Source organism: Paenibacillus sp. FSL M8-0212 (assembly GCF_038004645.1).
GTDB lineage: Bacteria > Bacillota > Bacilli > Paenibacillales > Paenibacillaceae > Paenibacillus.
The window spans coordinates 1,310,004-1,325,207 of sequence record NZ_JBBORP010000001.1 but is presented as its reverse complement, the minus strand read 5'-3'; the positions used below and the strand labels follow the sequence as shown (position 1 = coordinate 1,325,207).

Sequence of the window (15,204 nt, the reverse complement as noted above, 5' to 3'; positions counted from 1 at the left end):
ATGAGCACAAGGGTTTCCAAACTAAATAGGGCTAGGTTAAATTCTTTATTCGTGAATAGTCTTGGTAACGCTGTGCTCAAAGTGGAGAATTTAAATGAAAAGCCGTTATTGCTCGATCTAGGAAGGCCATATCCGTTGAGGCTACGAGTGTATTTATACAACTGTACGAATCCTCCTGGTGGTCGTGCACTTGATGAATACAAAATTCAACTAATTGTACCGAATCAAAAGCGTCGATCAAGAGCGAATTTTGATTATTCAGATGGTCGTATGGCCCTCTTGGGTGCTTATGTTCGGCTGTCTGAAGAAATCGAAAATGGTGTCTTTGTTCTATGGGATGCAACTAAACATAACGACTTTTCATATAGTGCGAATATTCAAGTGAAATCGGAAACCATAATTGAAGCTCTGTGCATCCCGGTAGCAATAGGATTAAGAGGAAATAATGAGGTAGTCGTAGCTTCACGGCCACAACATCTACTGTCTGCCATTGAGAAGCGAATGGATATAATGATCCGTAATATTCAGGAGGAATCGTATGAAGCTTGATAACTACGATTTTAAGGCAGTGTACAATAAAGCAGAGGATGACGTGGCCAGAGAGTTTTATCTTCCATGTATGAGAACTGCTTCTTTCTATGATCGTATTTCTGGATATTTCGGAAGCACGATCTACATAATTGCTTGGGACGCCTTAAAAAAATTCATTAATAACAAGGGGAAAATGCGGATTATTTGTTCTCCATATATTTCAGATGAGGATCAGACAGCCTTATCAGAGGGATATTCTGCACGCAACAGTTCACTAATTGCCAACTCAATTAGAGAAGAAGTAGAGAAGATGTTTGCTAATCCATATCTTTCTGCACCATCTCGCTTGTTAGCCTATTTAGTATCGACGGGTATTATTGATATAAAAATAGCTACTGTTGGAAATGAGTTGAACGCGAATGTAAAACGTTTATTTCATGATAAGGTAGGAGTATTCCATGACACCCTAGGAAATGCAGTTGGTTTTCGTGGATCAATGAATGAAACCTATAAAGGGCTCTCATCTGATGGTAATATAGAATCGATTGATGTGTTTCCTAGTTGGGTTGGAGATCGGGATAAAAGCAGAGTCACGGACGCTCAGATAATTTTTGAACGCCTGTGGACTAATGTAGTAAATGATGTAACAGTGTACGATTTTCCTGCAGCAGCAAAAGAAATCCTCAAAGAAAAGTCTAAGAACATTAACTGGGAGCAACTACTTGATGAAATAAAGGTAACCGAAATTGCATCTCAGAAGTGGAAACCTGATAAAAGAACTAGCAGTAAAGCACCACGTCCACACCAAATTGCGGCTCTCGAGGCATGGGTGAAAAACGGCCGTCGAGGTATTTTTGAACACGCTACTGGTAGCGGAAAGACATTTACGGCTATTTGTGCGATTCGTGATGCCTTAGATCAAAACGAGACAGTGTTGGTTCTGATCCCATCCAGAGATTTATTAAATCAGTGGTATTCCGAACTGAGGGCTACCCTTACTGATCATGATATTTTCTATCTACTTTGTGGGGATGGAAATAATGAATGGAAACAGGAAGGCACCCTAAAATTATGGTCATCATCAAGTGAAAAGCAAAGAAGAATTATTATTGCTACCATGGACACTGCCTGCTCAAAGTCCTTCCTTCGGGAGATTACGCCAGGGGAACATTTATTTATCGTTGTAGATGAAGTGCATAGATTAGGGAGCCAAAAACGCCAGCAAGTGCTCACGATTAATACGGGAGCCCGTCTAGGGTTGTCAGCTACTCCTTATCGATATGGCGATCCTACTGGTACAGCTATTTTATTCGACTATTTTAGTGGCATAATTCCACCACCATTTACGTTAGAAGATGCAATAAAAAGTGGCGTTCTTACTCGTTATTTTTATCATCCACAGAGACTTTCTCTCACTGAAGACGAACAGGTTAAATGGAATGAGATCACAGTAGAGATTGGCAAACTTGTAGCAAAAAATTATCTAGAGGGGACAGATTCGTTTGCTAACCCCACGCTCCAATTATTATTAATACAACGTGCTAGAATAGTTAAAAATGCATCCAACAAGGTTCCACTAGCGATAGACACTTTAAAAACACATTTTAAGAATGGACAGAAGTGGATTGTATACTGTGATAACATTAGACAGTTAAAAGCTGTACTAAATGGTGCAACAAATGCAGGATTCGATGCTTATGAGTATTATGCTGACATGCATGGTGATCGTACAATGACCTTAGCATATTTTGAGGCTAATGGAGGAGTATTAGTATCAATAAAGTGTTTAGATGAAGGTGTGGATATTCCATCTACAACTCATGCTCTAATCCTTGCTTCTTCACAAAATCCGCGTGAGTTTGTCCAACGTCGAGGCCGTATACTTAGAAAATCAACTAATAAGCATTTTGCTCATCTTTACGATGCAATTACTATTCCTGTAATGTCTGATTCGGAGACTGATAAAAGCCTTTCTATAATTATAGGTGAACTTTCTCGTGCAATTGAGTTTGGGAAAAGTGCAGAGAACCCAGCTTGCATAACAGATCTTAAGAATATAGCATTAGATTTTCAAGTGGACTATAGCAAGCTCAAGAATGGAGGGATGGAAGATGAACAGGAATGAAATTGAAGTAGAAGAGTTACTCCGTGCTTTGGAAACAATTCGGGATGAACAATACCCTGATATACCAGCAGAAATTATTCGAGAGATAGTCCTGACACAGTTTGAGAATCAGGATGATCGAACTGAAGCTCGACGGAATACAGTTAAGCTAATTGATAGCTATCTTAAAAATATTAATGTTATACCTGAGTAGGAGGTGAGGACCGTGCTTCGCTTTACTAGTTTAACAGTTGAAAATTTTGGACCTTTCAAAGGAACTCAGACAATCACCTTATCTCATCAAGATGGTGTGTGCATTGTTTGGGGAAATAATGGCCGCGGCAAAACAACCTTGCTAAACATATTCAGGTATGCTTTATTCGGTAAGATCCACAATCGAACAGGTGTAGTAAAAGATCTTATCAGTATCTCGAATCTTGAGAGCCGATCAGAAGGTAACTACGGATTTAAAGTCATTCTAAGAATGACTAGTGGCGGAAACAATTATGAACTTACTCGTCAATTTAAATTAAGGAGCGGTATAACTAGACCTACAAAGGATGATGATTACGAACAAACAGTATTCCTAAAAGAAAATGGCTCCATTCTTTCAATTGCTAGGTGTGACCATGTCCTTAATACAATTATGCCAGAGCAAGTATCTAGATTTTTTCTATTTGATGGCGAGTTATTGCAAGAGTACGAGGAACTGCTTATGAATGATTCCGATGCGGGTACAAAGATTAAAGAGTCAATTGAAAGAATACTTGGGGTACCGGTGCTTACTAATGGGGCTATAGATGTAGAAAGTATACTTGAGACTTATAAATCAGCTAAAACGCGTGCAGCGCAAAATAATCAGCGTACAATGAAAATTGGAGCGCAGATAGCGACTCTTGAGGCGAAGTTGCAGGAACACCGTAAGGAGTTTGAGCGTTTACGTGAGGAGCTAACAGCTGAGCTTAATAATCGTAATATCCTAGAGGATAAACTGACACAGAGTGAACGGATTCGAGGACTTTTATCTGATGCAAAAGCGCTAGAATCTTCCATTGAGGAGAAGCGGAGTAGGCAGGGGAGTCTGCTTTCTTCGATTCGTTCTGTTACTAAGGAGGCTTGGAGAGGCTTAACAAGCGAAAGGATCAAAACGGCATTATCTGCAATCGATGAACAAACAAGAGTCTTGGAGGAAAAGGAGCGAACCCAACACACAGCTGAGCAATTCCTTGAAGGTATGCGTCAAGCAATAAGCGAGAGTCATTGCCAGCTATGTGATCAAGATATAGAAGATGATGTCCTTTCCAAGATGAAAGAGCGTATAAGACACATTGAATCCGAATATGGGAGCTTAACCTTAGAAGAAAAGCAGATATTGTTAACATTACGAAACCGAAAACAAATCTTGGAGGCAATGATTTATCCAAGTAGTAAAGAAAAGTTAGAAATCTATGAAGAGCAGTTTGCGAATGTGACGGTCGAAATAAATCAAGCGGAGCGTCAATTAAAAACAGTACGTGAAGACATTGATCGTTATGGTGATATTGATGGCTTAACTGAATTAACACAGCAGCATTCACAGTGTCTTACGAAGATCAATAACCTTCAGGAAGGTAAGCGTGCGGAAAATATAATCATTTCAGAAACACAAAGTTCTCTTGCTACACTGGACACCCAGTTGAATCGTAATTCAAGTGGTACAGATATGTTGCTCGCGAAGCGAAAGGTTGAACTTTGTGAACAAATTTGCGGAATTTTTGAAAAAGGAATTGAGGCCTATAGGGAAAAACTTAAAATGGATGTTGAACGAGATGCAACTGCTCTCTTCCTCCAGATAAGTAATGACCCTGATTACACTATACTAGAAATTAACGAGAACTATGGTCTGTCGATGGTTCATGTTTCAGGTGAAAAGGTACCTTACAGATCAGCTGGCTTTGAACATATAGTTGCACTGGCTCTCATCAGCGCTCTACATAAGAATGCGCCTCTTAGAGGTCCAGTTATTATGGATTCCCCGTTTGGTAGATTGGATCCTATCCACAAGAATAAAATTACCAAGGCGTTACCTTCGATTTCCGAGCAAATTATTCTCTTAGCTTATACTCATGAAATAGATGAGCAAATTGCACGCTCAACGCTTGGAAATAATTTAAAAAAAGAATACCGCTTGACACGTCAATCATCGTTTTATACAAGAATCGAATCCCAAACTGAATGAGATAGGGTGGTTATAAGTGGCAGAGGATCTTGTCAACATACGTTTATCGTTGTATGCAAACCAAGTAGCTGAGAGACTAGTTGGAACAGGATATTTTGATTTCACAACAACAGCTGCAAAGTTTGCATTAGCTTATGCTTTAAAGAATCACTTTAATGAGATAAAGCCCATGGAATACGAGATCTCTGATACAGGTGGATCTAACTATAATGTAGGCAGTTTCGATAGTGATGGCCAACTCGCGTTACTTTTAAAATCATTATATCCTGAAACGACCACTCCCTATTTGTATGCGAGAGCTCTTATGGTTTTTGGTCTTACTAAGTTAGGTAAGCGGATTGACCAAGAAGGACTTCAGTCCATTAGCTCATTGCTATAAAAAAATTCATTGCCTTAGTGTTTATAAATAGATATAACTAGAAAAAAAAGCCCGCCTTGTCTTTGAGGTGGGCTTTGCCTTGTTAGATTCCATAAGTCTCTGATTGAATTGATGCGTTGTAATGTGGTTATTGCATATTAACTTGTTGTGCTACAGGAGACATGGTTTGTAGATAAATCCTATGAAGTCTCTTCGACCCATGCAAGAACTATAACTACTCTTACAAATAAGTCAGAAGCATGGCAGTATCTACGTATTTTCAAATAATGAGCCCAATAGAAAAGGGCTTAAAGTTTGATTGAATATCCATAGTTGGTCTCAAATGTTGTTTCAAATTCGGGTGGTGGTCATAGCCCCGTCAAGTAGACAATAAAAAAAGAGTTTTATTAAGCGGCGACTTTTTCCCGGAATTCAATCGGGGAGAGGTCGCCAAGTTTGTTTTGGAAACGTTCCTTGTTGTAAAACAAGATATACTCCATAATTTGGATTCTTGCTTGCTCCAGATTCTGAGGCTTCTCCAAATACAACTTCTCCGTCTTCAAATGGGAGAAGAACGACTCAATACAAGCATTGTCATAGCAGTTCCCACGCCGACAATGGCTTCCTGTGAACTTCTTCTCTTCAAGCAACTTGGCATAGCTTTGCGTTGTATACTGAAACCCCTGGTCCGAATGGAGCAAGGAAGGTCCACATTTCAGTTTCTTCACCGTGTCTGTAACAAGTTTTAAGTCATTTCGCTCGGAGAGTTCCCATGCCACAATTTCGTTGTTGTACAGATCCATCACCACCGAGAGATAAGCAAAATCATGCCCAATCCGGACATACGTAATATCCGTCACAAGCTTCTGCACGGGATCTGCCGCCGAAAATTCCCGATTTAAGACATTGCGGAACAGAACGGACGGTTTCCGGCCAGCAAATGGACGTTTCTTGCGAATCACGGAACGAATCTGAAGTTCTCTCATTAAGTGGCGTACCTTTTTGTGATTCACCACAAGGCCTTCCTTGCCTAAAGCGGTTCGCATACGTTTGTAGCCGAAATAAGGACAGCCGGTGGATACCTAAAATATGTGATTTTAAATCCGCATCCCGACCTGCTCGTTTCTCTCGAAGTGCAGCATTTTTCCTCCATTTGTAGTAGCCTACACGTGAAATTTCAGCCATTTTACACAGCCAGACCACAGGTGCCCACTTGCTTATTTCTCGAACGGACTGGCACCGGGCTTCGAAATCCAGCTTCCCTCTCCGTGCAAATTTGGATTGAGCTTTTTTAGATATTCTACCTGCGCTTTCAGATAAGCATTTTCTTCTTCTGCACTACTAAAATGTTTCTTCGTCCAACGTCCCCGGTAATCCTCAAAACTCTCCCCATTTTGGCTTTTACGAACCCATGTGATAATCTGGCTCTCACTCTTAATCCCAAACTTCTCCATGATCCGACTGTACGCTCAACCTTCTTCCATCCGCAGACGAACGGCTTCTTTCTTCGTTTCTTCGCTATATCGATTAAAGGTTTGGCCTTTCTTCGCTGACATAACAAAAATCCCCTCCGGTATCCAGTGTTTGAGTTCATTGAAACATGTCCTCTTTTTTCACTGTCTACCATGAGGGGATAATACCAGTGGCAACCTAGAGTACAAAATCTTTTTTTATTTTTATTACATTAATAGCCCTTTAATCACATTTTTAGCTACCCGGATGTCTTCTGATGAGGAATTTCTAAGTAGTTGAACGACCTCATAAATTTGTACATCATTTTCAGTTACCTCAAACTCTTCTTCCACATACGCAAATAATTGAATCAAATTAACATCCAGTGACTCAGCAATCTTTGCCAAGTTCACCAGAGAAACATTCTTTTCTCCACGTTCAATCTGCCCTATGTATGAAAAATGAAATCCACCTTTTTCTCCGAGGGATTCCTGTGAATACCCTCTTTCTTTGCGTAGTGCGCGGATTCTGGCTCCCACCAGCTTCAAAACTTCTCTGTCCTCGTTCACGGTATTCACCTCTCTATGTTCAAAAGTGTAGACAAGTTTCCTCAAGGTAAACACCAAACGAAGAATACAAATAATTTATTTGATTACTATAGGTATCATTTCATTGTATAATACTGGTATTAACTCTTTGGAGGGATGACAATGGCAAGAAATTGGTCCATAACCGAAGCACATTGTAATCACCAAGTAGATTTTACTCCACGTTCGCAAGACCATGATATCTCCATACAACCTAAGTCCAAACATACTCCTGCTTACCACAAGCTACATACTACAATCATGGAATATCACCAACATGCTAAGTATCATCTCAAACTTGCCGCCATCATGTGTAATCACAATCAGTTTAAAGCCTGCCTAATTCTATGTGATTGGGCTCTAGCCTCCATGATTAAGGCGCTTTATATCCATAAGTATCATTCAGTTCATCCACCCAAGGAACTCACCATGAACGAAATCTTGCCTTTAGTGCATACGGACACTGAACCGGGATTGGATATCGCTTTGTTCATCGGCACGATGCAACATATGTCATCTTTAGAGGAACGCCAAGAGGATCAATATTTAGACCTTGATAACATCGAAAAGCTTCTTCAACGAACGGAAGACATTTTGGAGGAGTTAGCCCCTCGAATGAATGATAATTCATCAAAATTTTTCTGATATAAGGCATGCCATGATGATCTGGAGGTTCCTTTCACAGGAATGGGACTGGAGGATTATAAGTACTGAAAGGTACTCATTTGAAGAAAGGGGAAATCAGGATAATAGGTGGATGTATTTGCAACAAACTTCTGCTAACATTGTAAAATCATAATTCTAACGGCGGAGAATGATATGAGTACAATTAAAGTAACACCAGAGCAACTGTTGCATGTATCTAAACAGATTGAGCAGGGCAGGCAGCAGTTGGAAGGTATACGTAATGACCTGACTGCTAGGATCGGATTCATCCAGTCTCAGTGGGCGGGAGCAACGCAGGAACGATTTTTCTATGATTTTCAGCAGTCACGTTCTGTACTGGATCGAGCACTGGAAAGTATGGTTAAGTCATCCCAAGATCTGTTCGCGATTGCCGAGAGATTCAAACAAGCGGATCAGGAACAGGTGAGCTTGGGAGCCGTTGCTGGACAGATTGCTGCCCATACAATGATGAACCATAATATAGGTAATACAGAAGAGCAACGACGAATGGTATATAATCCTTTGTTTGGAGTTAACATGCCTGCCAGTGAAGCAGAGGATGGGATGCCAGGGCAAAAAGAGTTTGTTAAGTATTGGGAACAGGGTGGTACCTATGAAGAAATGAGAGCTGGACCGAAGCAACCGGAGTCTGGTGGTGGGGATATATATGATGAACAGATTAGTGCGTTTAAAGAAGGTCGTCATCCCATAACTGGAGAATCCATACCAGCATGGCAAGCAGCAGTTTCTATAGGAGGTTTACAGACTGCTAAGCTCGTGTTGGCTTTTACAGGAACGTATAATAAGGGGTATAAGGTTCCGACTGGAGGATTGAAGTTTCCAAAGTCTAAGCTAGATAACTTGAATGGTGTAAACCCTGTGATATTTAACAGAGATACCGTTATTAGCTCTGCTACTGCTCCCAAAAAAGGTGGAGAAACCGTTGTAGGACATGCTTTGCAGAAACATGCAGGGCGAAACCCAGATATATGGGGAAGAGTTAGAGGTGGGCCTGAACAAATTAATCAAGTAGCTCAAAAGCATTTACAGGATATACTTGATGCTCCAGGTGAATTTAAGAAAATTACAAATAATAGAGGTATTACTTTCCTCGAAAAGAATTTACCTGATGGTCGCGGAGCAAGGCTTAACCAAGATGGTTCATTCAAAGGATTTATCGATCAATGATGGAGGTTGTGAATTTGGAAAGTTTAGAAATTATTTTGATTGATTTTAACAAAAATAATCTAGATCGATTCATTAAGAATGATTTGAACATTCAGGTGGATCGGATCAAAAGTTCTCACTTTTATGATAACCGTAGTGAAAACGATATTGAATTTCAGCAAATAGAGAGCCTTGAAGAGATTCTTTCTCCTAAGGGAACGGGGAATATATTATTATCTCAGCTTAACTTAGGCCATAGCTATAACGACGTGATGATTGTATTTTCATTCGATGAGGAATCTGGAGATATCGTTATGAATTTTCCTGAAGAGGAGTTGTTCAGCGGAGAAAATTCAGAGACAACGTTAAAAGCTCAGAAGTTAATAGAGTATATTCTTGATATTAAGAACAAGTATGCAATTGAGAAGGTTAGAATCGGTCATGAACCAGCTATGGATGATGACACTTGCTTGGTCGAGATTGAGAAAGAAATGATGGATACAAATGTTATTGTCTCGAAACTGTTGGCTTAGAATCCTTCTGAACCAGAGTTTGATGCAGAACAATTTGAAATTAATAATGGCAGAAAGCCCATTTCAACTCGAATCCGAGTAGTCATGGGTTATTTTTATCTCCTCAATCCAATCCAATCCAACCACTTTACAAAATCAACCGATCCCTTCAGTTGAAAGTATCCAAGCCGTGAAATCTATAATTTTGTTCCTGAAGTTGCAGATCTTTATTTATTCTATCGCATTTCAGCATAATCAAAGTATTCTGATGAATTCAGCAAATACTTTTTACATGTAGAGCTTATCGTAATCAAAGACAGAACGTTTTTTAGATGGATTTAGGTAAAGTATATGACATCTGGTTACGGGCTACCGCCGCTTCGCAGGCGCTTCTTCCAAGTTTTTTTAACTTACCTACGACCATACTTCTGACATAAATGATAATTTACAGAATTTCATGATGAATTACACAGCTTAGTGTGGACAATAAAAAACATTATTGGTAATATTATGTATATATTTGCGCTTTAAATTCTTGCTGTTCGAATTTTCCGGATTATGAGATAACAACATTTTGTAGTGGGAGGTTTTTTTTTATGAGAAGGACTTTTGTATTCATTCTGACTTCAATGTTGTTACTTGTGGCATGCTCAAACTCAGGTCATAATGAACTTCAAAGTTGGGCATTTGATGTCGTAACTTGGGAGAATGGGATTTACAAGGTGACAACTGAAACTGTTACTACAACTGATGTGGAAATCGAAATTGGAACAATTAAAAAATACTCTACAAATGAAAGTAATAAATTACCGAATCTGTTCTCCAACAAGTATAAAAAAGGGACAAAATTATTTAAAGTAAAAAATGTAGAGACAGACGATTATATTGCAGTAAAAGATAATGAGACTTACTATAGAGCAGTAAAGATGGATGGAATGAATACAGCGGCCAATTAAGACCGCTGTATTCATTCCATCATTTTAATGTGTAGATTCCTCTATAAGTGTCAATTCAGAGATGATCTTAAGACTTTGTAAATTTATAAGCTGCTCATTAGTTCCCACTTTAAAAATACTCACATCCTCATTGATTGGAATATACTCATTGTCGCCAATTTTCTTTAAATAGAGAATTACACTATCATTTTCAACAAGAGGAGTTGTTCCATGATATTTGACTACAACATTTTTATCTTCACCACCCATTTGATAGAGTGTGACTTTTTGGTTGAGTAAAGCAGAATCACCCTTTAGAACTTTTTGGATGTTTATTTCGGACTTTTGCTTATAATCATAAAAATTCTCACCCGTTACAACTGTACCGTTTTGGGCTGTTACTTTTGCCTTAACAACCAGATCAGCATCCCTTGTAAGATCTTTTAGATTGAGATACCACTTGCTCCACGATACATCAAGATTAACTAGTTCTTTGCCTTCTACAAAGTCATTTTCGTTCAAAATGGATTGTTCTGACGTTAAACTATTGTTGTTGTAAATACTGTTTACGGAGTTTTCATCTCCAATTCCAGGGAAATATTGAAGACGAGCAAACGTCCCATCTGATAAAAAAGTTGCTGGAACCATTACGGATAATGTTCTTTCTGGTGCATGTGCCAAACCTAAAGCATGACCTAATTCATGAGTTGCAATACTTTGAATTGCATTATCTGTACTGATGTACTCGAACTGTGAAGTATAGAAATCATTCACCCAAACTTTAACAGATTTAAAAGTCTTGTTAGCATTATAGACAGGTTCCATAATTCCATCCCATGTAGCATTAGCAACCGTCTTATTTCCTGCTGTAAAATTAGAATTGGTTCCAGACGAAAGGTTAACTACTGTGGAATCATTCCATTCTTTTGCTCCAGTAGTCCATAGACGTTTAAAGACTGTATTTGATCCATTATTCTGATACGTAATATTCTTACTGCTCCATTTATAACCTAACACTGGTGTATCTGCAGCAAACACTGAACTAGCAAATGACATAGTAAGAGATGTTACAAGTAATATTGATAAAATTTTTTTCTTCAAAAATAATTCCTCCTATAAAGTTGTATTAATTGTTTTTTTATTTCTTTTTCTAGAATATTACATCTTTCTGAAAAACCACCCTCCTTTTTTGTTCGTAAATCAACTATAATTGGATTATACTTGAAATTCAACTTAAATTATCCATAAAAATAAAAACGATCTTTTATATTATGTTTTTAGACAATATAAATCAAATATCGACAATATACTTCTTCTTTAATTTGTGGTTTTATAAGTTTTTTTAGATGAATCAAATTTTATTGACATATGAAGAGGAGAATAAAATGGATTAAAAGTTTTTTTAGTTATTTAATCACAAATTCAAAACATTACTAATTTATATTATCTAGTGCAAATGCTTGAGATGGCATATCGGACTGAACAAATGGAACGAGTGGTACATATATCTGACCACCTATATTCTTGCACAAATGAAGTATACAAGCTTGACTCAATTCCTAGAAGCCAAAAACAAGAAGCATCTGAAAATCAATAGGCCACTTGTTTATTAATTCGGAAAATCTCACTTTTGAAATGTCTAGCCCTGCAAAAGTTGAAAGGGTATAAAGGAATCACTAGAATGTATTGACAAATATCGGGAACTGGGTTGGGCTAATGGACTATGACCAAGTAGCTATATACTTTTTTTACTTTCAATCGCTCCCACCCACCACTTTACAGAATCAACCTATCCCTCTTCTTAGCAAATGGTATAATGGCAAAAAGGGAGATTCTGGCGCGAGGCTTGAAGGCTCTCACAGCAGAAAGGATGTTATACCACATGCCTACATACAACAAATTGGTGCGGGACAAGATTCCGCATATTATCACATCCAGCGGTAAGGAATGCCGCACACGCATTCTGGACCCGGAGGAGTATAAGCAAGAACTAAGAACAAAGCTGCAAGAAGAATCGAATGAGTACTTAAGTGCAAGAAGCGATCAGGAAGCGCTAGAAGAACTGGCCGACATGCTCGAAGTGATCCGGGCGCTGGCTGAGGTGCATGGAGCAAATGCGGCGCAATTGGATAAGCTACGGGCGGACAAGGCTGAGGCACGCGGTGGATTCCAGGAGAGAGTGTATCTGATCGATGTCGACGAAGCTTAACGTTAAACTCATTACAGATAACTTGGCAGACGAACTGATTGCCCGGATGCAGCATGCATCCGGGATTTATATTATGACGTCCTTTATTATGCAGTCCGGGGTGAGACTGCTGGCTCCACACTTAAAGCGGGCGGCGGAGCGTGGAGCAGAAGTACGGATGCTCGCAGGAGATTATCTGTATATCACACAGCCGGAAGGTTTGCGGGCGCTCTGTGAGGTTGATTCACGAATTGAGACACGTCTGTGGCGAAGTATGGGTACTTCTTTTCACCCAAAAGCGTATCTGTTCGATCATGACAACGGAGAAGGACTACTGATCGTCGGTTCATCGAACTTTTCGTTCACAGCGCTGAGGACGGGGTATGAATGGAATCTTGCGATGAATGCGGAAGCGGAGCCGTATACGTTCCAGATGGTTTTGGACAAGTTCATGCAGAGTTTCTACCATGAGACAACGCTGCCGGTGAACCCGGATTCAATTGAGCTGTATGAGGAAGAGTACCGAAAGTATCACCAGAAGAACCCGGAGATGATCCAGCGGATCACGGAGATGGAAGAAGCGGAATTTGGCACAGGTCTACCTGAGGACAAAGAGGAAGAAGCCGCCGAGCTGTCGCTTGTCCCGATCCAGCCGCGTTTGGCGCAGTTGGATGCGCTTGAAGCACTCCATGGCACGATGGAGGAGCAGTACGACAAGGCGATGGTCGTCATGGCGACCGGGCTTGGCAAAACGTATCTGGCGGGCTTCTTCGCGCAGCGGTTCAAGCGGGTGTTGTTTGTGGCGCATCGGGAAGAGATTTTGTTCCAAGCGAAAAAATCTTTTCAGCGGATCATGCCCGAGCGCAGTCATGGCATCTATAACGGACAGTACAAGGATGGGGCGGCGGATTGTGTGTATGCTTCAATCTTTACGCTGAGTATGCAGAAGCACCGGGATGGATTTGCGGTGGATGCCTTTGATCTGATTGTGGTGGACGAATTTCATCATGCGGCTGCGAAGACGTACATGTCGGTGATTGAACATTTTCAGCCGAAGTTCTTGCTGGGCATCACGGCGACTCCGGATCGACTGGATGGTAAGGATGTGTATGCGCTCTGTGATGGGAATGTGGCGTACCAGATGCATTTTATTGAAGCGATCCGGAGAGGTTGGCTGGCGCCATTTCAATATTACGGAGTATTCGACGATACGGACTATTCGCAGATCCGCTGGATCGGGACGAAGTATGATGAAGAACAGCTCATGGCTGTTCAGTTGCAAGAGGAGCATGTAGAGACGATCTATGCGGCCTGGGCCCGGCACAAGCAGACGAGAACGATTGGCTTTTGCTCCTCGATCCGGCAGGCGGACTATTTGGCTGCGTATTTTCGCAGTCAGGGGGTAAAGGTGCTCAGTTTGCATTCGCGCACATCGGAGATGTCGCGAGAGGAAGCCATTCGACAGCTTGAGGCAAGTGAGCTGGAGGTTGTGTTGACGGTGGATCTGTTCAATGAAGGAACGGATATACCGCGTGTGGACACGCTTCTCTTTGTGCGTCCAACGGAGTCACTCACCGTGTTCACCCAGCAGGTAGGGCGCGGTCTGCGGCTGGCTGAGGGCAAATCTCATTGTGTCATCATCGACCTGATCGGGAATTACCGCAATGCGGATGTGAAGCTGAGTTTGCTGGATGTGCGCGGAGAGCTGGAGGGAACCGCGAAAGTCCGAGATTCGGCTGTGCCGGAAGTTCCGGCTAACTGCGGGATTCATCTGGAGACCCGAGTGGTGAATCTGCTTCAGGAGCTAAGCCGCAAACGTTTGCCGCGCCGCGAGAAGTTACATCAGGATTTTCTGGATGTGAAACGAGAGTTGGGGCGTATTCCGACGTATCTGGAGCTGCATCTGATGGGACGTTCGAAGAGTATCGGGTACCGGAACGAATTTGGCTCCTATGTTGGATTTCTCTATTGGGCGGAGCTGCTGTCCCCGGCTGAGGGAGAGGTGTACATCCGGCATGAGGCGTGGCTGCGTGATGTGGAGAAGACACTCATGAACAAAAGCTACAAAATGATCGTGCTGCTGTACATGCTGGAGCGAGGCGAAGAGCGCTGGATAGGCCCGATCACACCGGGGGAGATGGCAAGGTTTTTCCATACGTACCTGACGGAGAAGGAGTACCGGAAACGGAAGGACTTTTCGGACAAAGGCAAACTTGCGATCTGGGAATGGAATGAGAAGACGGCAACACGGATTGAAAAACTGATAATCGACATGCCAATGTCTATGTGGAGCGGGGCGAAGGGTAGTATGACCCGTTTCGAGGATGGCATGTTTTCGCTGAATGTAAAAGTGCAGGATACGGAGGAAAAGGCGCTACTGTATCGTTGGACGAAGGAGATTTGTCAGTATCGTTTGCATGCGTATTTTGAGCGGGGGACAGGTAAGTAGAGAAGAAGCTCTTATACAGTCAGTCAAACTGAAATTT

General features: G+C 41.1%; 13 protein-coding genes and 1 pseudogene. 11 read left to right on the top strand and 3 right to left on the bottom strand.

What is annotated here, in order from left to right:
- The 5 genes from MKX68_RS06025 to MKX68_RS06005 are packed head-to-tail and all read left to right on the top strand — an operon-like array spanning window position 1 to window position 5,232.
- The gene (locus tag MKX68_RS06025) at window positions 1–549 is read left to right on the top strand and encodes a hypothetical protein (RefSeq protein WP_340909971.1); all 549 of its coding nucleotides are present in this window, start codon (window positions 1–3) and stop codon (window positions 547–549) included.
- Window positions 539–2,656: a DEAD/DEAH box helicase family protein gene (locus tag MKX68_RS06020; RefSeq protein WP_340909968.1), complete on the top strand. Its 2,118-nt coding sequence runs from the start codon at window positions 539–541 to the stop codon at window positions 2,654–2,656. Before MKX68_RS06025 ends, MKX68_RS06020 begins: the two co-directional genes overlap by 11 nt.
- Entirely contained in the window at window positions 2,643–2,849 is a 207-nt protein-coding gene (locus tag MKX68_RS06015) for a DNA modification system-associated small protein (protein ID WP_340909965.1), read from the top strand. Before MKX68_RS06020 ends, MKX68_RS06015 begins: the two co-directional genes overlap by 14 nt.
- Window positions 2,850–2,861: 12 nt before the next feature.
- Complete coding sequence (locus MKX68_RS06010) at window positions 2,862–4,853, top strand: AAA family ATPase (protein WP_340909963.1); 1,992 nt, start codon at window positions 2,862–2,864, stop codon at window positions 4,851–4,853.
- Window positions 4,854–4,869: 16 nt separating this feature from the next.
- Window positions 4,870–5,232, top strand: a complete 363-nt coding sequence (locus MKX68_RS06005; protein WP_340909960.1) for a hypothetical protein — start codon at window positions 4,870–4,872, stop codon at window positions 5,230–5,232.
- A gap of 386 nt (window positions 5,233–5,618) precedes the next feature.
- Here the strand turns inward: MKX68_RS06005 and MKX68_RS06000 are convergent.
- Window positions 5,619–6,767: pseudogene (locus MKX68_RS06000) on the bottom strand (IS3 family transposase).
- Between the two features lie 123 nt (window positions 6,768–6,890).
- Window positions 6,891–7,202, bottom strand: a complete 312-nt coding sequence (locus MKX68_RS05995; RefSeq protein ID WP_445671107.1) for a helix-turn-helix domain-containing protein — start codon at window positions 7,200–7,202, stop codon at window positions 6,891–6,893.
- Window positions 7,203–7,373: 171 nt separating this feature from the next.
- Here MKX68_RS05995 and MKX68_RS05990 point away from each other — a divergent pair, with 171 nt between their 5' ends.
- From MKX68_RS05990 to MKX68_RS05975, 4 genes are all read left to right on the top strand, one after another.
- Complete coding sequence (locus MKX68_RS05990; RefSeq protein ID WP_340909955.1) at window positions 7,374–7,895, top strand: hypothetical protein; 522 nt, start codon at window positions 7,374–7,376, stop codon at window positions 7,893–7,895.
- Between the two features lie 174 nt (window positions 7,896–8,069).
- Window positions 8,070–9,104 carry a WXG100 family type VII secretion target gene (locus MKX68_RS05985; RefSeq protein WP_340909952.1) on the top strand — a complete coding sequence of 345 codons (1,035 nt, stop codon included), beginning with the start codon at window positions 8,070–8,072 and terminating at the stop codon, window positions 9,102–9,104.
- Between the two features lie 8 nt (window positions 9,105–9,112).
- Entirely contained in the window at window positions 9,113–9,616 is a 504-nt protein-coding gene (locus MKX68_RS05980; protein WP_340915308.1) for a hypothetical protein, read from the top strand.
- Window positions 9,617–10,191: 575 nt separating this feature from the next.
- Entirely contained in the window at window positions 10,192–10,551 is a 360-nt protein-coding gene (locus MKX68_RS05975; protein WP_017690437.1) for a hypothetical protein, read from the top strand.
- Between the two features lie 24 nt (window positions 10,552–10,575).
- Here the strand turns inward: MKX68_RS05975 and MKX68_RS05970 are convergent, their stop codons facing one another.
- Window positions 10,576–11,631 carry a matrixin family metalloprotease gene (locus MKX68_RS05970; protein WP_340909950.1) on the bottom strand — a complete coding sequence of 352 codons (1,056 nt, stop codon included), beginning with the start codon at window positions 11,629–11,631 and terminating at the stop codon, window positions 10,576–10,578.
- A gap of 781 nt (window positions 11,632–12,412) precedes the next feature.
- Between MKX68_RS05970 and MKX68_RS05965 the strand changes: the two genes are divergently transcribed.
- Complete coding sequence (locus MKX68_RS05965; RefSeq protein ID WP_175383506.1) at window positions 12,413–12,739, top strand: nucleoside triphosphate pyrophosphohydrolase; 327 nt, start codon at window positions 12,413–12,415, stop codon at window positions 12,737–12,739.
- A complete protein-coding gene (locus MKX68_RS05960; RefSeq protein ID WP_340909945.1) occupies window positions 12,723–15,167 on the top strand; it encodes a DEAD/DEAH box helicase family protein in 2,445 nt (814 codons plus the stop codon). Before MKX68_RS05965 ends, MKX68_RS05960 begins: the two co-directional genes overlap by 17 nt.
- The last annotated feature ends 37 nt before the right edge of the window (window positions 15,168–15,204 follow it).